This is a genomic window from uncultured Sphingomonas sp., from assembly GCF_964237335.1.
Lineage (GTDB): Bacteria > Pseudomonadota > Alphaproteobacteria > Sphingomonadales > Sphingomonadaceae > Sphingomonas.
Map to the genome: position 1 here is coordinate 1 of NZ_CAXSHM010000043.1, position 21337 is coordinate 21337.

The window sequence follows — 21337 nt, forward strand, 5'->3', positions numbered from 1 at the left end:
TCGAGGTCAACGACCATTATGGCTTCTTCGTCTACAACATGAGCCCGCGGGACTATGCCGACACGCTGATCCGCCAGTACGAGCGGCTCGCGGCCGAGGGCGAGCGGTCGGGCACGGTGATGTGCATCCCGCTGCACGCCTATCTGATCGGTCAGCCGCACCGCATCGGCCCGTTCGAGGAGGTGCTGCGCCACATCGCCGCCGACGGACGCGCGTGGATCACGCGGAGCGGCGACATCGCCGACCATTTCCTCGCGCACGATTACGACGCCGCGGTCGCCGACGCCGCGCGCTACACGGTGGCCGGCTGATGGCGCTCGATCCCGGCTATCTCCAATACCCCCGTCGCGCGCGCGGGATGGATCACGATCTCTACGGCTATTCCAACCTGTTCGAGCGGCCGCCCGTCGTCTGGCCGGGCGGCAGGACGGTCGCGGTGCCGATCGTCGTCAGCCTCGAATGGTTTCCGATCGTGCCCGAGGACAAGCCGTTCCGCGCGCCCGGTCACATGCAGACCGTCTATCCCGACTACCGCCACTACACCTCGCGCGAATACGGTACACGGGTCGGCCTCTACCGGCTGCTCGACGCATTCGCGGCCGTCGGCGCCACGGTCTCGGTCGCGACTAATGCCGCGATCGCCGAGCGCTACCCCTCGGTTATCCGCGACATCGTCGCCGCCGGCCACGAGATCGTGGCGCATTCCACCGACATGAACGGCACGATCGCCACGGGCCTTGCCGAAGCCGACGAGCGCTTACTCATCACGACGACGCTCGACACGCTCGAACGCGTCGCGGGCGTGCGCCCCACCGCCTGGGCCTCAATCGCGCGCTCCCAGAGCTGGAACACGCCGCGGCTGCTCGTCGAGGAGGGTGTCGCGACGATGCTCGACTGGGTGAACGATGAGCTGCCGTTCACGATGACGACGCCCGCCGGTCCCATCGTCAACGTGCCGCTCAACCACGAGCTTTCAGACCGGCAGATCATCACCGTCCAGCAGCATTCGGCCGAAAGCTACGCCGACCAGATCGGCGATGCGTGCGAGTGGATCGAGGGCGAGGCCGGCCGCTTCGGCGGCCGGATGCTGCCGCTCCAGATCACGCCGTATATCCTGGGTCTGCCCTACCGGATCGGTGCGTTCGAGGCGCTGCTGACGTGGCTCGCCGGGCGGCGGGGGAACTGGTTCGCGACGGTGTCCGAGGTCGTTGCAGCTCATCCCGACTAACTTCGGGTATGGTGCTATGCCAAGGACCGGCACGATATTTTCGATCGATCCGGCCGCGGCGCGGTGGCGCTTCGTCGCCGATCTGCGATGGATGACGAACATCCAAATCCGCGATCGATATGCGGGAGTTGCGGCCTGACCATGGAAAAAGGCGTTCCGATACGCGCATTGAGCCGGGGGCTCGCGGTTCTCCAGGCGATCAACCGCGGCACATCGCTATCGCTGATGGAGATCGCCCGATCGTCCGAGGTCCCGTATCCGACGGCTTGCCGCATCGTGCAGACGTTACTCTTCGAGGGGCTGATCGAGCGCGAACCCGCACGCAAGCGCTATCGCCCGACCGCCCTGGTGCAGACGCTGGCGCACGGGTTCCAGGGGGATGCGCACCTCGCCAAAGTCGCGCGGCCGCACATCGTGGATCTGACCCGCCGGCTGGGCTGGCCGATCTCGCTGACCACCAATGTCGGCCACTCGATGGTCATCCGCGATTCGACCCACGCGCTGACGACGCTCACGTTCAACAACTATCATCCCGGTTTCACCATGCCGGTGCTCGAATGCGCGGCGGGCCTCGCCTATCTGGCCCATATCGACGACAATGCGCGAGAGAACCTGCTCAACGCGCTGAAAATCCTGCCAAAGCGCGTCAATCTCCACATGATCGAGCTGTTCGAAACCAGCACGCTCGCAAGCGATATCCGTCGCGACGGCTATGCCACCCGGGGCCACAACCGGTTCACGCGCAATCCGGGTAAGACGTCGTCCGTCGCGGTTCCGATCCTCGCGGAGACCAGCGTCGCGGGAACGCTGACGCTCGCCTTCTTCTCCGCCGCGATGAAGATGGGCGAGGCGACCGAACGCTTCGTAGCGCCACTCAACGAAACCGCCGCCGCCATCCGCGCCGATCTTTAAGCTTTGACCGACAAAAGGACGTATTCGGCGACCTAGGGCGGCCCCCTTCGGCGCGCCCGGTCGCGAGAACTGCTCGACCATCGGATAGTCGGGGGCGGCAGTTATCGTCTGGTGGAGAAATCGCGAGGCCGCATGGATTCTCACCACGCATCTGCAATCCTCGTCAGCACGAACCGACGAGGCAGTACGCAAGAGACTGCCAGCGGTTCCCGCAGGGGCGATGATTCTATCCTTAGGGGAACACTTACATGGCAAACGCTACATTTTTGCGAAAGGCGCTGATGGCCTCGGCCGCGGTTACGATCGGCCTGTCCTGCGGCGGGGCCGCGAGCGCGCAATCCTCCAACGCCGGCATCTTCCCGCCGGCCTCGCCGGCCACCCCGCCGGCCGCGGCGGTCGAGCCGGCGAATACGCCCGCGGTGGAGACCCAGCCCGACTCCGACCAGTTGGGCGACGTGATCGTCACCGCGCGCAAGCGCGGCGAGAGCATTCTCCAGGTCCCGGTCTCGATCACTGCCCTCGATGCCGCCGGCATTGCGGCGCGCGGCATTCGCGACCTCAATGGGCTCAACGATTTCGTACCCGGGCTGCGGTACGAGAACAGCGCCGCCAACCGTAACGACCGCAGCTTCTACACCATCACGATGCGCGGCATGTACCCAGGCGACTCCCCCAATCGCCCCGCGGTCGGCGTGTTCCTGGACGGCGTGTCGATTCCCGGCGGCGCGCTGCCCGGCCTGACGGACATCGAGCGCGTAGAGGTCGTGCGCGGGCCGCAAAGCGCTTATTTCGGCCGTGCGACCTTCGCCGGGGCGATCAACTTCATCACCGTCGCCCCCTCGCTCACCGACTTCAAGGGCACGATCAGCGGCTCGTCCGAAAGCTATGGCACGACCGAGGACAGCGTCACGGTCGAGGGGCCGATCCTGGCGGACAAGCTGGCGATCCGCCTGACCGGTCGTCATTACCACACGGACGGCCAGTATGATAACGTCGGCTACGGTGGGAAGCTCGGCGAGCGCGAGACCAACTCCTTCGGCGCGAGCATCATCGCCAAGCCGATCGACCGGCTGACGATCCGCGGATATTTCAGCATCTGGGAAGACAAGGACGGCCCGTCCGCGCAGGCTGCGCTGACCGAGCAGGACTACAACTGCAATCCCGGCGGCACCGGGCGCGCGGTGAACGGCCTCAACTATATCTGCGGGGGCATCGGCTCGATCAACACCGCGCGCATGGCGCAGAACACCGTGGCGGGCACCAACGGCGATTTCTACACGTTGACCAACAGCGGCCATGGCGTCGTTAGTCCCGACTTCATAACGCATCAGGGGCTGCACCGGAACGAATATCAGGCGAACGGCACCGCCAATTACGATCTCGACGGCTTCTCCGTCGCCGGCTCGGTCGGGCACAACCAGAACAACTGGGCGGTCATCACCGACACCTACAATCGCCCGCCGGACGGCACCGGCTATTATTCAAGCGTGTATCTGCCGTACCATATCGTCAACACCTCGGCCGAATTGCGCGTTTCCACCAACGGCAGCGGCCCGTTCAAGGCGATGCTTGGCGGCAACTTCTATCACGAGAGCATCCTGTTCGAAGGCCGCGCGCTCAGGCCCAACGCCACCGGCGTACCGACGATCACGCAATTGACCCAGCCGACGGACTACCTCGCGACCACCTATGGCATCTTCGGATCGGCGAGTTACGACGTGACGAGCAAGCTGACGTTGAGCGGCGAGGGACGGTATCAGTTCGACACCATCCATCACCACGTCATGACGGTCGGCGGGTTCAACCAGCAGCAGACGTTCCGCTCGTTCAACCCGCGCGCGATCATCGATTACAAGATCGATCCGCTGGTCAGCCTCTACGCCTCCTTCGCGCGCGGCACGCGCCCCGGCACGTTCAACTCGAGCCTGCCCGGCTTCACCGCCGCCCAGCAGGCACAGTTGATCGCCAATGCAGGCGGCAGCATCCCGCTCGCGGTTCCGGAGGAGACGCTCAACACCTATGAGGCCGGCGTGAAGGGCGAGTTCTTCGATCGACGCCTGCGCATCCTGGCGGACGGCTATTACGGGCAGTGGCGGCATCGCCAGATCAACCAGAACATCGCCTATACGACCACCGGCACGACCACCTCGACGGCGACGTTCACCTTCCCCAACGGCAGCACCGACCTGTGGGGCATCGAGGCCGAAGCGACGCTCAAAGTCACCCGCAACCTCACGTTCGACAGCACGTTCGACTGGGCGCACACCAAGATCCTCTACACGGTGTGCGCGGAGTGCGTCGCGATCAACGGCATCGCCGATCCGGCAGGCAACTCGATGGAGCGCTATCCGCAATTCAGCGGCACGGCCGGCATCGCCTACTTCCACCCGATCTATGCCGACTGGAGCGGCACTGCCCGCCTCGACTATATCTACACCGGGAAACAATATGCGACAGAGGACAATATCGCCTACCTCAAGTCCGCCGATCGCTTCAACCTGACCATCGGCGTCGAGAACGCCAAGTACCGGGTTGAAATCTTCGGCCGTAATATCTTCGACAGCAAGGTGCCCAGCAACATCCTGCGCAACGCGAACCCGTTCGGCAACGTGGCCGAAGGGGCCAACCTCATCATCCTGGCGGCGCCCGAGAAGCCGACGTTCGGCGCGCGCGTAGCCGTCAAGTTCTGATCGTACCCTCTCCCCGGCTCCCGCGTTCCGGCGACGCGGGGGCCTTAATCGTTCCAGCGCCGCAAAGAGAGACTGACCATGCTTCTGAACAAGCCTCGTGCCTATGCGATCATGGATCGCGAGGGTCTCGACGGCCTGATCGCGGTCAACGCCATCAACGTCTATTACCTGTCCGACTATTGGGGCGCGTTGATGCGGATGCGGCGCACTTTCTACAACTACGCGCTGTTGCCGCGCGACGAGACCGCGCCGGCGGCGCTGATCGTCACCGGCGTCGAACATCTGCGGTTCTTCCACCGGCCGGAATCGACCTGGATGCCCAGCGTCCAGAGCTACGTCCACCCGGTCTATCTTGACCGCCGCGACTTCGATCCCGACGTCGAGGACCCGGAACATGTCCAATATGGCATGAAATGGCCGATCCGGCACGACGCGCTCAGCCCGCGCGACGAAGACTATCTGAAATACATGGAGGGTAACAAGGGCAATGCCTCCGTCAACGCCACCTATGCGCTGAAAAAGGCGATCCAGGAGGCGGGCCTAGCCGGCGCCGTGCTGGGCTCGGACGATCCCCGCGTCGGGCCGTGGCTCAACCAGATCGGCCTGCCCGACCTCAAGGTGCGCGACGCCTGGACGATGTTCCGTGAGATCCGCATGGTCAAGACGCCCGATGAGATCGCGCTGATGCGCAAGGTCGCCCGCATCAACCAGGAGGCGCTGGAGACGGTGATCGCCTCGCTCGAGGTCGGCATGCCGCGCGACGACCTGGAGACGATCTACAACGTCGAGACCGCGAAGCGCGGGGCGCGCGGCATCTATTTGGCGACCGGGCAGAACGGCACCAACCAGAACCTGGGCCGCGTGCTGGAAGGCGAACCGATCACCTTCGACGGGCTGTGCGAGTACAAGAATTATCACGGCGATCTTGGCCGCGTAGCGGTATGCGGTAAACCCAGACCCGAACTGGTGAGCCGGATGAGGGCGCTCGAGGTCGGCTGCCAGACCGTGCTGGACGTGGTGAAGCCCGGCGTCACCGGGCGCGAGGTGTCGGACGCGGTGATCGACGCAGTGCGCGACGCCGGGTTCGAGGGCTTCTTCTTCGCCACGCCGCACTCGATCGGGCTGGAGCACAGCGACCATATGCTGCCGATCGGCCCGACGCTGCCCGGCGGCAACGGCCAGTTCATATTCGAGGAGAACATGATCTTCTCGCTCGACATGCCCTATTACGAGATCGGCTGGGGCAACCTCCACACCGAGGACCAACTGCTGGTCACCGCCGACGGGGTCGAGCCGCTTACGAGCTGCGACACCTCGCTGCGCATCTGCCCAGGCGCGGCGCGCGCCGCCGCCTGAACGCTCAGCGCGCGGTGCGATCGCGCGCGAGCATCCGATCGGCGACCGCGGCGGCCCAGGTCGCGGGCGCCTGGTAATCGGCCATCATGCGGGGCGCGCCCATGTCCACGAAGGTAAAGGCGGGATGCGCCGCCTTGGCCGAGCGCGCCTGCGCATTAAGCTGGTCGCCCGGATAAGTCAGCAGCATCACCGGCACAGTCAGCCGCCCCAGCGCGCTCTCCAGATCGTAGCGGAAGATCGCCTCGTGGCCGTAGAGGTAATGCGGTCCGGCGGAGAAGAACTGCAGGATACTCGTCTGGATCGTGTCGGGCGGCAGCGTGCCTTTCGCCATTGCATCGATTGCGCGCCACCGCGCCATGAGCGTCGCGCCGTCGGGGCGCGCCGTCCGGTCGAACTCGGGCTCGGCGAGCAGCGCGTCGAGCGCCGCTCCCTTGAAGATCGGCAGCCCCTCCAGGATCAGGTCGGCGGTCCGGTCGGGATGCCGCAGACCGAACGCGACCGCGATCGTCGCCCCCGTGTTGGTTCCGGCGACCACCGCCCGGCGCACATGCAGCCGGTCGAGCACCGGCAGCAGCGCGTCGGCATAATCGTCCGTGGTCGGCTGGCTCGACGGCTCGTCGGACATGCCGTAACCTGGCAGGTCGACGGCGATTGACCGGATGCCCCGCGACGCGAGCAGCGGCTGGACTCGCACGAACTCGACCGACGACCAGACCATCTTGTGGATCAGCAGCACCGTCGGCCCGTCGTCCGGACCATCGATGCGGACATGGATCTGCCCCCACGGTCCGTCGACATAAGCGCGCCGCTCGTGCCCGGCTGCTGGCGCGGGCGCGGGCGCGGGCGCGGGCGCGGGCGCGCCGGCGGGGACGGGCGGCGCCGCGCCGATCGGGGCCGCGGCGGCAAGGAGGAGGGCCAGGGTTCGGATCATCGCGACATCTCCCGAGCGCGCTTCAGCCGCGCTTCGTTGAGGGGGTAGAACAGCATGAGCAGGAAGCTGCCCGTCATCAGCGCCGCGGGCAGCAGCGACGCGCCGACGTAAAGCGCCGAGACCGCGGTAGCGGGTTGGTTGACGATCGCTCCCTTCAGCGTCGGGATGTAACCGCCTGCCGCCAACAATAGCCCGACCACGCCGGCGCCCAGCGCAAAGGACAGTTTCTCGACGATCGAATAGATGCTCGAGAAGATGCCTTCGCGCCGCAGCCCGGTGCGCAGCCGGTCATACTCCATCACGTCGGGCAGCATCGCTACGCTGAGCAGCGTCGTCCCCGCCGCCGCCACGCCGTTCGCCGCGCCGCGCAGCCAGATCGCGGGCATCGTCAGGCCTGGCCCGGTCCAGAACCAGCTGAGATAGACGATCGCCAGGATCGCGGTGGACACCAGATAGGCAGGACGCTTGCCGAACCGTCGCGCCGCCCAGGCCCACAGCGGCACGCACAGCGCGCTCACCACGTTCTGCACCAATGTCAGGTTGATGAGCCCGACGTAGCCGACGTGGACGATGTTGAGCAGGAACAGCAGCTTGGTCGTGTTGATGATCGCGATGCCCATATACTGGCATATCTTGATGAGCATCAGCAGCACGAACGGCCTGTTCGACGCCAGCGCGCGCAACGCCGCGCCGCGCCCCAGCGTCCGGGTGGCCTGTTCGGGTTGGACGATGCGGGCCTGGCGGGTGCCATGGAAGCTGCCGATCATCGATCCGGCCATCAGCACCGCGGTCGCGATTCCCATCGCCGCATAGCCGGGGCGCCCGCCACCCGCCCAGGTGATGATCACCGCCGTGCCCGCCGACGCCAGCAGCTGCCCCAGCATTGCGAAGAACGCGCGATAAGACAACAACCGGGTACGCTCGTGATAGCCGTCGGTCATCTCGCCCGCCATCGCGACATAGGGGACCGAGAACAGCGAATACCCCGTCGAATAGACGATCAGCGCAAAGCCCATCCACAGCGCCAGCGCGCCGTTGGACAGGTGCGGCGGAACGAAGAGGAGCAGGAAAGACAGGCCGCCGATCAGTGCGCCGGCGAGCAGAAACGGTCGTCGCCGCCCGATCGGCGAGCGCGTCCGGTCGCTGACCATCCCGATCGCGATGTCGGCGAACGCGTCGTACAGCTTGGAGACGGTCAGCAGCAGCCCGGCGATGGCGGCGGACTGGCCGAGCACCGTCGTCATCAGCGCGGGGAAAAAGGTGGTGACGGTGTTGAGCAGGATCGCAATGCCGAACGACCCAACGCCGAAGCCCAGGCAGAGCGATACGGGCAGCCGCTGCTCGCCATCGGCGCGCACAGGGGCCACCGGCATAAGGGGGGCGGCGATCGTTCGGCTGGCCATGCGCGTCTCCCTGCTCGTGAACGCAGCCTACCGACACGCGGGGCGGGCGAACCGGCGGATCCCAGACTATCCGGTGGGCGGATAGATGGCGGGTGGACTGGCGGCGAGTAGACTGGCGGCGGCCGCTGCGGTGTCCTACGGCGCCTTGCATGACGGCGAGTCCGAAACGCCATGTCGACCGGCGTCGGGGGCAGGCGCGCCTGGGCATCGCGGGCGACGATCCTGCCGGGACGCCGCCGCCGCTGCCCGACGCCCAAGTCGGCCTGGATGTTCGAACCGACCACGCCGTCGCTCGCGCGAGCGCGTCGTGATCGCGCCGTTGCGCCCCGGCTACGGCGCTGGCGATCCGCCCAGCGCGATCGCTGGGCATGGTCAGGCGATCTCGGCCTCGCGTTCCAGGCTGGTGAACATCGCCTGCCGCATCAGATACGCCCGCCGCTTCTGCGGATCGCCCGCCAGTTCGTCCATGCGATGCTCCTGCGTCGAGCGACCGTCGTCGCCGGCGCCCTCCATCGCCTGCTTGTTCTGGATCGTCTGCGCCTGGACGAACTCGGTGCAGATGGTCCGGCGCTGGCGATCGTAGCGCGAGAGCAGCGGCTCGGCCGCGGCGCCGTCCTGCAGGATCGCCTGCAGCTTGGCCGTCAGATTCCACGCGTCATGGATACCCGAGTTCATGCCGAATCCACCGAGCGGGTTGTTGAGGTGCGCCGCGTCGCCCACCAGCAGTACGCGGCCGGCGACGAACGATTTGGCCACCCGCTGATGCACACGGTACAGGGTCCGGTGATAGGTCTCGATCGGCGTGTCGATGCCGAGCAGCCCGCCGAATACCTGGTCCTTGTACGCATCCGACAGGAACGCGGTGTCGGTGTCGCTCTCGGGCGCGGGCACCAGCACCCGCCACAGCGTCGGCACGCGCAGCAGTACGCACCATTCGTCCGCGTCCGCGACATAATTGACGTTAGCGAGCCGGTCGAAATGGCGCTCGATCGGGTAGTCGGTGGAGAGCGTCAGGAACCGGTCTGGCCAGGTGAAGCCTTCGAACTCGACGCCGGTCCATTTGCGGATCGTCGAACTCGCGCCGTCCGCGGCGATCAGATAATCGCACTGGTACGTCTCGATCGCCGTCGCCCCTTCGACCTGCACCGTCACGCCCTCATCGTCCTGCGCGAACGACAGCGCGCGGCGATTAAAGCCGACCGCGCCATGCGCATGGCCACGCAGTCGGTTCGCGCATAGCCGCGCGAGCTTATACTGTTCGCATTGCAGCCGGTACGGATGGCGGGTCATGTCCGCGAGCTCGCCGAGGTCGAGTTCGACGATATGGCCGCTTCGGCGGTTGCGGTATTGATAGACCGGCGCCTTCAATCCGTCGGCCAGCAGCTCGTCGACCAGGCCCAACGTCTCCATCATCTCCAAGGACGGCGGATGGAAGGTCGAGGCGCGCATGTCCTCCGGGCAGTCGGCGCCGGCCTCCAGCAGGATCGTGTCGATGCCCATCTCGGCCAGGCGGTAGGCCGCCACGGCGCCGACCGGACCGGCGCCGACGACGAGCACGCGGGTTCTGATTGTCATCTTCGTTCTCGATTGGAAAAACGGAACTGGCCGACGCCGGACGAAGACGGCGGATCAGCCCTCGATCAGCCGCATGACGACGTCAGCGGCCCCGACCCGATGCTCGCAGGCCGCGCGGTACTCGCGCGATGCGAGATAGGCATGTGCTGCGGCGGCGTCGGGGTAGCGGCTGACGACCACCCGCTCGCCGACCACGCCGTCCCCCTCGACGACCTCGGACACCGCGCCGCGCACCACGGCCTCGCCCCCGAAGCGTTCGCTCAGCCCCGCTATTCCCTTGGCGTACAAGCCGAAACGCTCCGGATCGCTGATCCGCACGGTCGCGACGATATAAGCCGGCATCTCGATCTCCCCCACCCCCGCTTTGTCGTCCCCGCTTACCGCGACCGCCGCCTCCCGCTGCCGATCTTCGTCAGACTGTTCGCCTGTCGATGAAAAACGGCGTTGGCCGTGGCCGCCGCACCGCCCGCCGCCCTATCGAAGGCGGCGAAACGACGGGAAGGTCGGCCTGATGGTGGATTCGCTGGGCTACAGGATGAAGTTCGCGGTGGTGGCGCCATCCACCAACACCAGCGTAGAGCCCGAATATGCCGCTATGCAGCCGCGCGGCGTGACTAACCACTTCTCGCGCATCGCCATACCTGACACGAAAGTCACCGACGACGACAGCTTCATGGTGATGCTGAACACGATCCGCGACTCGACGTTCGACGCGGTCGACGTGTCGATGTCCATGGAGCCGGGCTGCGTCGTGATGGGGATGTCCGCCGAGACCTTCTGGGACGGCGCGGAAGGCGCCGATCGCCTGCACAAGCGGATGCTGGAGCGGACCGGCGGCGTTCCCGTCATCATGGGCTCGACCGCGGTCGACGCGGCGATCAAGGCGTACGGGCGGACCCATGGCGAGATCAAGAAGATCGGGATCGTCACGCCGTACATGCCCGTTGGCGACCGCAACGTGCGCAAATTCTTCGAGGATCAGGGCTATGAGGTCGTCCACCTCGTTGGTCTGAAATCACCCTCGCCGATGCTGATCGCGCATGAATCGAAGCAGGTGCTCAAGCGCGCCGCGACCGCGGTGTCGGACGGCGTCGACGCGATCATCCAGGCGGGCACCAATCTCGCCTTCGCGCACGTCGCCGCCGCCGCCGAGTTCTGGCTGGAAAAGCCGGTGATCGCGATCAATACCGCCACCTACTGGCACGCGCTGCGCACGATGGGCATCGCCGACCAGATCGACGGCTTCGGCCATCTGCTCGCCAATTGCTAGGTTTCGATCTCAGGAGTATCCGCATGGAATACGACTATGTCCCTCTTCCCGCCCGCCAGCCGCTGAAGTGGCCGAACGGCGCGCGCGTCGCGCTGATCCTGACGTTTAACCTCGAGACCTGGGACCTGACCAAGGATACCGACAAGCCCTATTATGCGGGCGGACCGTCGATCCTGCCGGACATCCTGCCGGGGAACACGCCCGACTTCCCCAATTACACCTGGCGCGAATATGGCCAGCGGGTCGGCATCTGGCGATTGCTGGAGCTGTTCGACAAATTGGGCGCCAAGGCGAGCTGCACCACCAACGGCGTCACCTTCGAACGTCGCAAGGCGATGACCGACGCGGTGCTGGAGCGCGGCTGGGAGCTGCTGACGCACAATTGGGAGCAGGGCGAGCTGCTGACCAACTTCGCGCAGGATCCCGCGAAAGAGCGTGAGATCGTGCTGCGCACCCTCGACCAGTTCGAGAAGTTCACCGGCCGCAAGTCGAAGGGCTGGCTGTCCTCGTCGCTGCGCGGCACGATGCAGACCGCTGACATCCTCGCCGAGCAGGGCTGCACCTTCTATTGCGACATCATGAACGACGACCAGCCGTTCCTGCTGCGCACGCCGAACGGCCCGATCGTGTCGGTGCCGTACTCGAACGAGATCAACGATTTCACCTTCATCACGCGCAAGAACTTCACCACCGACCAGTTCGCGCAGGCGCTGATCGAGGAGCTGGACGTGCTGTACGACGAGGGCGCGACGACCGGCCGTATCATGAACGTCGGCCTGCACCCGCACGTCTCGGGCCGCGCGCACCGCATCCGCGCGCTGCGCGAGTTCATCGAGCACGCCCAGTCGCTGCCCGGCGTGTGGTGGGCGACGCGCGAGGAGATCGCCGATTGGTACCTCCAGAACCACGAAAGCCACATCCCCGGCCAGCTCGGACCGAGCCCGCAGGGGTGAACCACCTCGCCGCGCTCCGGGCGCTGGTCGCGACGGGCACGGACGGGCGGCGGACGCTCGCGTCCGTGCCCGGCTGCTGGGACGGCCTGTCCGCGCTGCTGATCGAGCAGGCGGGGTTCGGCGCGGCGTTCCTGACCGGCGGGGGGCTGGCGATGGCGCGGCTGGGCCGGCCCGACATGGGGATGGCGACGATGACCGAGCTGGTCGAGGCCGTCGCCGCGATCCGCGACCGCGTCGCGATCCCGCTGATCGTCGATGGCGACACGGGCTTCGGCAACGCGCTCACCTTGGCGCGCACCGTGCGCCTGGTCGAGCGCGCGGGCGGATCGGCGATCCAGATCGAGGATCAGGCCTTTCCCAAACGCTGCGGCCACATGGCGGGCAAGGCGATGGCGCCGCTCGCCGAGGCGGTGGGCCGGGTCCGGGCGGCGCTCGACGCGCGCGTGGACATGCTGGTGGTCGCGCGTACCGACGCGGTCGCGGTCGAGGGGATCGACGCGGCGCTCGACCGCGCAGACGCCTATCTGGCGGCGGGCGCGGACCTGATCTTCGTCGAGGGACCGCGCACGCTGGCGGAGACGCAGGCGGTGGCGGACCGGTTCGCCGCCCGCGTGCCGCTGGTCCACAATCTTGTGGAGGGCGGCGTCAGCGCAACCGACCGCGGCGCGGACCTTGAGGCGATAGGGTTCGCGGTCGCGCTCCACCCGCTGCTGCTGATGCACGGGTTCGTGCGCCACGCGCCCGGTTGGCTCGCGCAACTGAAGCGTGAGGGCACGAGCGCCGGGCTCGACCTCGCCAGCCTCGGCGACATGAACCGCATCACCGGCGCGCAGGCGCTGATCGCCGAGGAGGCGCGCTATGCAGGATGATCTGGGCCAGGATTACGCCGCTGCCGGCTTCGGTGGCCGGCTCGCGTTCGGCGGCCGCCCCACGCTGCTGATCGTCGACGTCGTGATGGCCTATCTCGACCCCGCCTCGCCGCTCTACGCCGGCGTGGAGGCGGCTCTCGCGTCCAACGTCCGACTGGCGGCGGCGGCGCGCGCGGCGGGGGTGCCGGTGGTGTTCACCAACGTCGTCTACCAACCCGGCGGGATCGACGGCGGCCAGTTCTTCCGCAAGGTGCCCGCGCTGAAGGCCTTCGTGCGCGGATCGCCCGACGGCGCGTTCCCGCCGGACCTGCAGCCCGCGCCCGGCGAGCTCGTCGTCTCCAAACAATATCCGTCCGCCTTTTTCGGCACCTCGCTCGCGCCGACGCTGCATGCCGCGGGCGTCGACACGCTGCTGATCACCGGCTTCTCGACCTCGGGCTGCGTCCGCGCGAGCGCGCTGGACGCGCTGTGCCACGGCTTCGCGCCGTTCGTGGTGCGCGAGGCATGCGGCGACCGCGACGGACGGCCGCACGAGCAGAACTTGTTCGACATGGCCGCCAAGATTGCCGAAGTGGTAAGCGAGGGCGAGGCCGCCATGCTTATGCGCCGCGCCGCCTAGCCGCCGACCTGCGCCGCCGCCGCCCGGCCCGCGAGCTTGCCGAGCGTCGTTGCGGTCAGCAGCCCGTTGCCCGCGATATAGCCCGCCGCGCCCGGCCCCGATACGCCGCGCGCCGCGCCGCCGCCCGCGAACAGATTGGGCAGCGCCGCGCCATCCGTTCCCACCACCCGCGCGTCGCGATCGACTACCAGCCCGCCCTGCGTATGGAGCAGCGCCCCCGTCACCCGCACTGCGCGGTACGGCGCGGCGAGCGGCGGCCCGGCGGTGAAGTCGCGCCCGAAGGGGTCGGGCTTCGATCCGTCCGCGTGATTGGCCACCGTCGCCATTGTCGCCGCCAGCCGCTCCGCCGGCAGCCGCGTCGCGGCCGCCAGCGCCGCCACGTCGTCCGCCGCGACGATCGCGCCCGCGCGCACCGCGTCCTGATAATCCTCGAACTGGTCGAGCGTCGCGGCGATCCGCGCGTCGAATATTGTCCAGGCGACATGCCCGGGCTGCGCATGGACGTGCGCCGCCGCCGCCGAATAGCCGATCGATTCGTCGTAGAAGCGATCGCCGTCGCGGTTGAGCTGGAATCCGCCCAGGATCACGCTCGGCCAGTTGACGATGATGCCGTGCCCTGCCGCCAGATTGCCGTGCCCCTGATACGCGGTCATGTCCGCGAAGCCGGCGTCGAGCGCCGCGCCCCAGGCGATCGCGTCTCCTCTGTTGCCGGGATGGCCGTGGTACGGCGCCGCGCCGATCTCCGGGATCCAGTCGCGCACCAGCGCCGCGTTGCCGCCGAACCCGCACGAGGCGAGAATCAGCGCGCTGCAGCCGACCTCCTCGACCGCGCCGTCGGGCCGCCGGAACGCGACGCCCGTCACACGCCGCGCGGCGTCCACGAACAGCGTCTCGACGCTTGCCCCGCAAAGGATCGACGCGCCCGCCGCCTCCGCCGCCTGCTGAAGTCCGGCAATCAGCTCGCCGCCGGTGCGATTGGGCGATCCGAACATCCGGCGCACGCTGTGCCCGGAATAGACGAAGCCCTTCACCAGCGTCAGCGGCAGTCCGTGGCCCTGCAACCAGGCGATGGTCTCCGCCGACTCATCGGCGACATGGCGGACGATCGCCGCGTCGGCCCGCCCGGCCTTGCCGAGGATGTCGGCGGCGAAGCGCGCGCCATCGTCCTCGATCCCCTCGGCCTCCTGTTCGGGCGTTCCGGCCGCCGGGATCAATCCGGTCGACATCCCGGTCGAGCCGAGCGGCGTCGCGTCGCGCTCCAGCACCAGCACCTCCACGCCCGCATCCTGTCCCGCGATCGCCGCGCACAGCCCGCAGCCCCCCGCGCCGACGACCACGACGGGCATCATCATCTCGAACGTTCGGCCCTGGTCCAGCACTACGCTCACGCCGCGTCATCCCGTCCCGCCAGCGCGCCCACCACCGTATCCGCCAGCGCCTTGCGGCGGGCCTCCAGCGTTGCGGCGAAAGCCGCGTCCGGCTGAAACGCCTCGATCTCGGCCGCCGTGATCCCGTGGCGCTCAAGCAGCTTCTCCAGCACCGCCTGACGGTCCATCACCACCCACAACTCGCGCGTCAGCGCCAGCAGCGCAAGGCCGATATCGTCGATCTGATCCACGCCCAGCATCCGGCGTTCGGGCGGATCAGACAGCAGGGTCTTGGTCATCTCGGGTCTCCGGCGGCGCCGATCCTCCATAGGAAGCGGCAGGATCGGCACCGTCGCCCTTTGCCGAGATGATCGACTGGCGGATAGCGGGCGCGCCGGGCGCGCTATCCGCCAATCGCCTGATAAGCTGAACCGTCTCGATCGGGAGTATCGCTATGCAGCCCCCCGCCCTCGCCCAGCGCGGTCGCGCCGCGATCGATTTCCACATAACGATGCGCGGCATGGTTTCGTCGCTGCAACGCGAGGTGGAGGCCGAACTCGCCAGCCACGGCATCACCGCCGCCACGCTGCCCGACGATCTCGACGACCGGCATACGCTGATCGACGCGACGCTCGCATCCTCCGACGCCTACCGCCTGCGCGCACTCGCCGCGGAATGGACCGCGCGCGATCACGGGCCCACCTGCCAGGCCGCGTTCGACGAGATCGCGGACACGCTGGCGCCGGAACTCGCCGCACTCGACCATGGGCCGGCGACGCTGGAGCTCGATCCCGATCTCGTGCCGCCCGACTGGTTCTCGCGCGTGTGGTTTCACCGCACCGCGGGCGGCTGGGATGCGAGCGACCACAACGGCTATGTCCACGGCGAGCTGATCCACAAGCTGATCCTCACCCGCGTGTTTGGCGCGGACATCTTTGCGCAGCGCCGCGCCGCCGCCGAATGCACGCCGCGCCGCGACTATGCGCGTATCCTCGACATGGGTGCCTCGTCCGGTCACAACATGGTGGCGCTGGCGCAGATGTTCCCCGACGCGCAGCTCAGCGGGATCGATTATTCGGCGCGGATGCTCGAACACGCGCGCCGCGTCGCCAACGAGGCGGGGCTGCCCTGGCGCCTGTACCAGCGTGCGTGCGAGGATAGCCGCTTCGCGGGCGAAAGCTTCGATCTCGTCGCCTCGTACAACATGCTCCACGAACTGCCGCGCGGGATCATCCGCCGGATGTTCGCCGAGACGTTCCGCATCCTGGAGCCCGGTGGCACAATGCTGGTCGGCGACGTGCCGCGTTACGCGGAGCTCGACAGGCTGGCCGCATGGCGGTTCGACCATGTCGCGCGTTACGGCGGCGAGCCTTATTGGCGCGTGTCCGCCTGCACCGATCTCGTCGCACTGGCGCGCGAGCTCGGCTTTGTCGACGTGTCCGGCCAGGCGATCGGGCGCGGCACGCCCTATGTGCTGGTCGCGACCAAGCCCTGATGCGCGGACCAACCCGCCGCGCGACGATCCTAGGCGGCTTGGCTTCGGCCCTGCTCGCCGGCCGGCTGGACGCGCAGGCGACGCCTGGCCTGGTCGTTCTGGCCGACGGCCTCGCGTTTCCCGAGGGGATCGTCGCGCTGCGTGATAGCGGCACGATGTTCGTGGAGATCGCTGCGGGCACGTACAACCGGCTCCGCCATGGCAGCCGGACGCCGGAGACGATCGCGACGCTGGGCGGCGGCCCCAACGGGTCGACGATCGGCCCGGACGGGATGGTCTATGTCGCCAACGACGGCGGCCTCACCTTCACGCGCATCGCCGGGCGCCACGTCCCGACCGGCGTTCCCGCCGATTATCGCGGCGGGTCAATCCAGCAGGTGAACCCCGCGACCGGCGCGGTGCGCACGCTCTATGAAAGCGTCGGCACGGAACGGCTGAAGGCCCCCAACGACATCGTCTGCGACGAATGGGGCGATCTGTGGTTCACCGACACGGGCAAGACCCATGCCCGCACCCGCGACAATGGCGGGCTGTATTGGGCCAAGCGCGACGGCAGCGACATCCGCGAGGTCGCCTACCCGATCCAGAACCCCAACGGCCTCGCGCTCGGCCCCGACCGGCGGACGCTGTACGTCGCGCTGTCCGACCGGCGCGAGATCGCCGCCTATACGATCGCCGGGCGCGGGATGCTCGCCGGCGGGGCTTCGCCGAGCTCCAGGATCGTGGCGGCAGTCGGCGGAGTGCTGCTGTTCGACAACCTGGCGGTTGAAGCCAACGGCAATCTGGTCGTCGCCTGCGTTCAGAGCGGCGAGCTGTTGAGCCTGTCGCCCGATGGCCGCGAGCTCGGGCGGGTCAGGATTACGGAGGGCTCGCCCACCGCGCTCGCGTTCGGCGGCGCGGACCAGCGCACGCTCTACATGACGCTGTCGAACAGCGGCATCGTCGCGCGAATGGCGTGGCCCCGCCCGGGACTGACCGCGCTTCACCGGCTGTAAGGACCCGGCCATCACGCCAGTGCCCGCACCACGTCAGATGCACCTGTTCGCCATGCCGATGGGCAGCGGCGCGCACGTCGCGGGCTGGCGTCACCCGCTCGCCGCCGACAGCGACTTGCATGGCATCGCACATTACCGCGCGATCGCGGAGATCGCCGAGCGGGGGCTGTTCGACGCGCTGTTTCTCGCCGATGCGCAGGGATTCCGGCCGGTGCCGGGCCGCGACGCCTTCGCGCGGCTCGACGCGCTGCGCATGGACCCGGTCACGATCCTCGCCGCGCTGTCGACGGCGACGAGCCGGCTCGGCCTTATCGCGACGCTGTCGACCAGCTACAACGAGCCCTATTCGGCCGCGCGCCGGCTCGCGACGCTCGACCATCTGAGCGGCGGCCGCGCGGGTTGGAACGTCGTCACCTCGACCACCGATCACGAGGCGCGTAATTTCGGGCGTGACGCGCATTTCGGCCATGCCGAACGCTATGCGCGGGCCGAGGAGTTCGTCGCGGTGGCGCGGGGGCTGTGGGACGGCTGGGACGACGGCGCCGTCGCGCCCGACCGTGCGACTGGCCGCTATAGCGACCCCGAAGGGATCCACGCGCTGCGCCATGTGGGCGCGTTCTTCCGCGTCGAGGGGCCGCTGACGATGGGCCGGCCACCGCAAGGTCATCCGGTCATCGTCCAGGCGGGGTCGTCGGGCGCGGGCCTCGACCTCGCCGCGCGCAGCGCCGACGTCGTGTTCACCTCGCACCCGTCGATCGACAGCGCCGTGGCCTTCTACCGTGACCTGAAGGCGCGCGTCGCGTCGGCGGGTCGCGCCCCCGACGCGCTACGCATCCTGACCGCGATCCAGCCGATCGTCGCGGACAGCGAGGCGGAGGCGAGCGCGATCGCCGCCGACCTCGATGCGCTGATCGATCCCGCGCTGGCGATCGCAATGCTGGAGATGCAGTTCGCGGGCTTCGACCTGTCGCCCTACGATCCCGATGGCCCGCTGCCGCCGATCCCGCCGAACAACGCCTCGCAAGGATCGCAGCAGCGGATCGTCGCGCAGGCCGCGTGCGAGCGCCTGTCCCTGATCCAGATCGCGCGGCAGGTCGCCGCGGGACGCACCAGCCGAACCGTCAACGGCGCCCCGGAACAGGTCGCTGACCTGCTGGCCGACTGGTTCGCCGCCGGCGCCGCCGACGGCTTCGTCATCGCGGCGCCGATCCTGCCCGACATGCTCGCGCGCTTCGTCGATGGCGTCGTACCGGTGCTGCAGGCCCGCGGGCTGTTCCGCACCGCCTATGCGGGCACGACGCTGAGAGACCATCTCGACCTTCCCCGACCAGCCGGAGAGGACAGGCGCGCTGCAAAGCGGCCGCAACCGGGGTTCTGGTCGCAGCAGGAAAGTAGACGGCCAGCCAGTCCATGTTGATGTGCGAAGTAGACTGTGATGGTCCCTCGATTCAGTGGACACCTTTGCTAAGCCCTGAGGGGCATGGAGGTGTGCAATGCCGAAGACGAGGCGGGAGTTTTCTCCCGAGTTCAAGCGTGAGACGGTGGCGCTGCTGGAGACGAGTGGCCGGCCGGTGATGCAGGTAGCGACCGAGGTGGGAATTTCCCCATCGATGTTGCGGAACTGGCGGGCGGTGATCCGTAGCGGTGCCGGTCGACCAAGGCCGTCGGTGCCTGGCGTCGCGCCACTGCCGTCGCTGGCCGATCAGGCGTCCGAGATTACGCGGTTGAAGCGGGAGCTCGACCGCACGCGCATGGAGCGCGACGTGTTGAAAAAAGCGATCGGCATTTTCGCGGAGGTGCCGAGATGAGCTTCAGATTCATCCGCGATCACGCCGGCCAGTGGCCGGTCCGGCTGATGTGCCGGGTCCTCGAGGTCTCGGCCAGCGGCTATTACGCGTGGCGCTGCCGTCCGGAGAGCGCGCGATCCGCGGCAAACCGCACGCTGCTCGGCGATGTCCGTCGTCTCCATGGCGAGCATCATGGGCGCTATGGAAGCCCCAGGATGCATGCCGCGCTGCGCGCGGAAGGCAGGACGGCGAGCCGTGGTCGTATCGAGCGTCTGATGCGGCGTCACGGCATCCGCGCACTGGCGGGACGCAGGTTCCGCCCATGCACCACCGACAGCCGCCACAACCTGCCAGTCGCGCCGAACCTACTGAAGCAGGAGTTCGTCGCCGAGGCGCCCAACCGCGTCTGGCTCGCCGATATTACCTACATCGCGACCGGCGAAGGATGGCTATCTCTCGCCGCCGTGCTCGACCTGCGACCCGCAAGATCGTCGGCTGGTCCCCTTCGACTTCGCTCAGGACAGGAATGCGCGACCACATGCGTACCGAGCTGCCGCTCGCCGCGCTTATGATGGCCGCGCAGCGGCAACGACCGGCCGAAGGCCTCATCTGCCATTCGGACCGCGGTAGCCAGTACGCATCGGAGGCATACGGCAAGCAACTCATTGCGATGAAGGCCAAACCATCGATGAGCCGGACGGCCTGCTGCTACGACAATACGCCCATGGAAAGCTTCTTCCACACGCTCAAGGTCGAGCTCGTCCACCAACGGCGATGGGCGATCCGAGAGGATGCCAGACGCGATCTGTTCGCGTATATCGAGGGCTACTATAACCGGCGGCGGATCCACTCCGCCCTCGGCTACAAGACCCCAGAACAGGCCGAACGACAAATGGCCTAAACCCGGGTCCACGAAAACAGGGGACCATCAGCCCTGCGCCCACCAGCGTCACGGGCAGGCGCAGCTGGTTGGCCCGGCGCAGCGCGCTGATGAGCGCGGCGAGCTGATCCTCGGCCACATACTGCAACTCGTCGACGATCAGCACGACCGCGCTCTCCCGCTCGCGGGCCGCCTCGCCCACCGCTACCATCAGGTCGGCAAGATCAAGGTCGAGGTCGCCGGAGTCCGCGAGGCCCGGCTCGGGCTCGAGGTCGAGCGCCACCTCGAAGTCCTCGTACTTGACCTTGAGCTTCGCAAATCCTGCCAGCGCCCTGAGCGCGCGCTTCACGCCATCGCCGGCGCGCGCCGTCCGGTCGAGCCGGAGCAGGCCGGCGCGCAGGGAGGGCACGATCAGCGCGGGGAGCGAGCGGTTCTCGGGCGCCTCGATCGACACGGCGAGCATCCGCCCGGCCTCGACTGCCTCGCGCACCGCCCCAAGCAGCACCGTCTTGCCCACCCCGCGCAGGCCGTAGAAGATGGTGGATCGTGCCGCCCTGCCCGCCCGGATCCGATCCAGCGCGATCAGCGTGCGATCCAGCAGCGGCTCGCGGCCGGCAAGTTCAGGCGGAGGCGTGCCGGCACCTGGAGCGAATGGGTTGCGACGCGGGTCCATAGCTAATTTATAGTGGTTTATCCGTTCTTTGTAAACTTGCCTAAACTCGCTTGATAGTGGCCGACGCTGGCATGACGGTTAGCCGTTCACAACCCGGGTCGACCGGGCTGCGGCTATGCTCGCTGGTCGCTTTCAAACCTGCGGACACGAATGCGCTGCCGTTGGCGCTTAAGCAGCTTGCCGACGGTACAGATATAGGTGAGCCACGATCGAGAGCACCTGCCGAACCGTCGAAGCGAAGCCCGCTGGGCCGCATCCCTCGCGGGGCTCGCGCGTTTCGAGATGAGTTTAGGAGAGAATGATGAAGCTGTATTTTTCCCCAGGCGCCTGCAGC

The 21337-nt window shown here is 67.7% G+C and carries 18 protein-coding genes and 3 pseudogenes; 14 read left to right on the forward strand and 7 right to left on the reverse strand.

Translation table 11 applies throughout. The annotated features are described in order from the left end of the window. From ACFE65_RS15365 to ACFE65_RS15385, 5 genes and pseudogenes are all read left to right on the forward strand, one after another. Window positions 1-311 (forward strand): annotated as a pseudogene (locus ACFE65_RS15365) (polysaccharide deacetylase); the annotation flags it as partial. Further along, complete coding sequence (locus ACFE65_RS15370; protein WP_375383248.1) at window positions 311-1228, forward strand: polysaccharide deacetylase family protein; 918 nt, start codon at window positions 311-313, stop codon at window positions 1226-1228. The pseudogene ACFE65_RS15365 and the gene ACFE65_RS15370, both read left to right, overlap by 1 nt. Before the next feature lie 141 nt (window positions 1229-1369). Then, window positions 1370-2140, forward strand: coding sequence for a helix-turn-helix domain-containing protein (locus ACFE65_RS15375; RefSeq protein WP_375383249.1), 771 nt, complete (start codon window positions 1370-1372; stop codon window positions 2138-2140). Between the two features lie 281 nt (window positions 2141-2421). Further along, window positions 2422-4830 (forward strand): TonB-dependent receptor, encoded by a 2409-nt coding sequence (locus ACFE65_RS15380; protein WP_375383250.1) that lies wholly within the window; start codon window positions 2422-2424, stop codon window positions 4828-4830. 78 nt (window positions 4831-4908) lie between these two features. Then, window positions 4909-6186, forward strand: a complete 1278-nt coding sequence (locus tag ACFE65_RS15385) for a M24 family metallopeptidase (protein ID WP_375383251.1) — start codon at window positions 4909-4911, stop codon at window positions 6184-6186. A gap of 4 nt (window positions 6187-6190) precedes the next feature. On the opposite strand, the gene ACFE65_RS15390 is transcribed toward ACFE65_RS15385, so the two are convergent. Together ACFE65_RS15390 and ACFE65_RS15395 are read right to left on the reverse strand one after the other, a co-directional pair. Continuing rightward, window positions 6191-7117: an alpha/beta fold hydrolase gene (locus tag ACFE65_RS15390; RefSeq protein WP_375383252.1), complete on the reverse strand. Its 927-nt coding sequence runs from the start codon at window positions 7115-7117 to the stop codon at window positions 6191-6193. Beyond that, complete coding sequence (locus tag ACFE65_RS15395; RefSeq protein ID WP_375383253.1) at window positions 7114-8520, reverse strand: MFS transporter; 1407 nt, start codon at window positions 8518-8520, stop codon at window positions 7114-7116. Before ACFE65_RS15395 ends, ACFE65_RS15390 begins: the two co-directional genes overlap by 4 nt. Before the next feature lie 149 nt (window positions 8521-8669). On the opposite strand from ACFE65_RS15395, the gene ACFE65_RS15400 reads away from it, so the two are divergent. Beyond that, window positions 8670-8831, forward strand: a complete 162-nt coding sequence (locus ACFE65_RS15400) for a hypothetical protein (protein WP_375383254.1) — start codon at window positions 8670-8672, stop codon at window positions 8829-8831. A gap of 61 nt (window positions 8832-8892) precedes the next feature. Here ACFE65_RS15400 and ACFE65_RS15405 read toward each other — a convergent pair whose 3' ends face one another. Further along, window positions 8893-10095 (reverse strand): FAD-dependent oxidoreductase, encoded by a 1203-nt coding sequence (locus ACFE65_RS15405; protein WP_375383255.1) that lies wholly within the window; start codon window positions 10093-10095, stop codon window positions 8893-8895. 54 nt (window positions 10096-10149) lie between these two features. Then, window positions 10150-10437: a DUF1330 domain-containing protein gene (locus tag ACFE65_RS15410; protein ID WP_375383256.1), complete on the reverse strand. Its 288-nt coding sequence runs from the start codon at window positions 10435-10437 to the stop codon at window positions 10150-10152. A gap of 169 nt (window positions 10438-10606) precedes the next feature. Here ACFE65_RS15410 and ACFE65_RS15415 point away from each other — a divergent pair, with 169 nt between their 5' ends. The 4 genes from ACFE65_RS15415 to ACFE65_RS15430 are packed head-to-tail and all read left to right on the forward strand — an operon-like array spanning window position 10607 to window position 13806. Next, entirely contained in the window at window positions 10607-11365 is a 759-nt protein-coding gene (locus ACFE65_RS15415) for an arylmalonate decarboxylase (RefSeq protein WP_375383257.1), read from the forward strand. 23 nt (window positions 11366-11388) lie between these two features. Continuing rightward, window positions 11389-12318: a polysaccharide deacetylase gene (locus tag ACFE65_RS15420; protein WP_375383258.1), complete on the forward strand. Its 930-nt coding sequence runs from the start codon at window positions 11389-11391 to the stop codon at window positions 12316-12318. Then, a complete protein-coding gene (locus ACFE65_RS15425) occupies window positions 12315-13187 on the forward strand; it encodes an oxaloacetate decarboxylase (RefSeq protein ID WP_375383259.1) in 873 nt (290 codons plus the stop codon). The genes ACFE65_RS15420 and ACFE65_RS15425 overlap by 4 nt, the downstream gene beginning before the upstream one ends. Next, on the forward strand, window positions 13177-13806 hold the full coding sequence (locus ACFE65_RS15430) for an isochorismatase family protein (protein ID WP_375383260.1): 630 nt from the start codon (window positions 13177-13179) through the stop codon (window positions 13804-13806). Before ACFE65_RS15425 ends, ACFE65_RS15430 begins: the two co-directional genes overlap by 11 nt. On the opposite strand, the gene ACFE65_RS15435 is transcribed toward ACFE65_RS15430, so the two are convergent. Both ACFE65_RS15435 and ACFE65_RS15440 read right to left on the reverse strand, forming a co-directional pair. After that, the gene (locus ACFE65_RS15435; protein ID WP_375383261.1) at window positions 13803-15194 is read right to left on the reverse strand and encodes an FAD-dependent oxidoreductase; all 1392 of its coding nucleotides are present in this window, start codon (window positions 15192-15194) and stop codon (window positions 13803-13805) included. The two genes, ACFE65_RS15430 and ACFE65_RS15435, sit on opposite strands and share 4 nt — an antisense overlap. Continuing rightward, window positions 15191-15472, reverse strand: coding sequence for a hypothetical protein (locus ACFE65_RS15440; RefSeq protein WP_375383262.1), 282 nt, complete (start codon window positions 15470-15472; stop codon window positions 15191-15193). Before ACFE65_RS15440 ends, ACFE65_RS15435 begins: the two co-directional genes overlap by 4 nt. A 155-nt stretch (window positions 15473-15627) precedes the next feature. Between ACFE65_RS15440 and ACFE65_RS15445 the strand changes: the two genes are divergently transcribed. The 4 genes and pseudogenes from ACFE65_RS15445 to ACFE65_RS15460 all read left to right on the forward strand — a co-directional run bounded on the left by ACFE65_RS15445 (window position 15628) and on the right by ACFE65_RS15460 (window position 20351). Then, the gene (locus ACFE65_RS15445; RefSeq protein WP_375383263.1) at window positions 15628-16668 is read left to right on the forward strand and encodes a class I SAM-dependent methyltransferase; all 1041 of its coding nucleotides are present in this window, start codon (window positions 15628-15630) and stop codon (window positions 16666-16668) included. After that, window positions 16668-17663 (forward strand): SMP-30/gluconolactonase/LRE family protein, encoded by a 996-nt coding sequence (locus tag ACFE65_RS15450; protein WP_375383264.1) that lies wholly within the window; start codon window positions 16668-16670, stop codon window positions 17661-17663. Before ACFE65_RS15445 ends, ACFE65_RS15450 begins: the two co-directional genes overlap by 1 nt. Window positions 17664-17700: 37 nt before the next feature. Beyond that, on the forward strand, window positions 17701-19080 hold the full coding sequence (locus ACFE65_RS15455) for an LLM class flavin-dependent oxidoreductase (protein ID WP_375383265.1): 1380 nt from the start codon (window positions 17701-17703) through the stop codon (window positions 19078-19080). 76 nt (window positions 19081-19156) lie between these two features. Continuing rightward, window positions 19157-20351: pseudogene (locus ACFE65_RS15460) on the forward strand (IS3 family transposase). 49 nt (window positions 20352-20400) lie between these two features. On the opposite strand, the pseudogene ACFE65_RS15465 reads toward ACFE65_RS15460, so the two are convergent. Beyond that, window positions 20401-21003: pseudogene (locus ACFE65_RS15465) on the reverse strand (ATP-binding protein); the annotation flags it as partial. Between the last annotated feature and the right edge of the window lie 334 nt (window positions 21004-21337).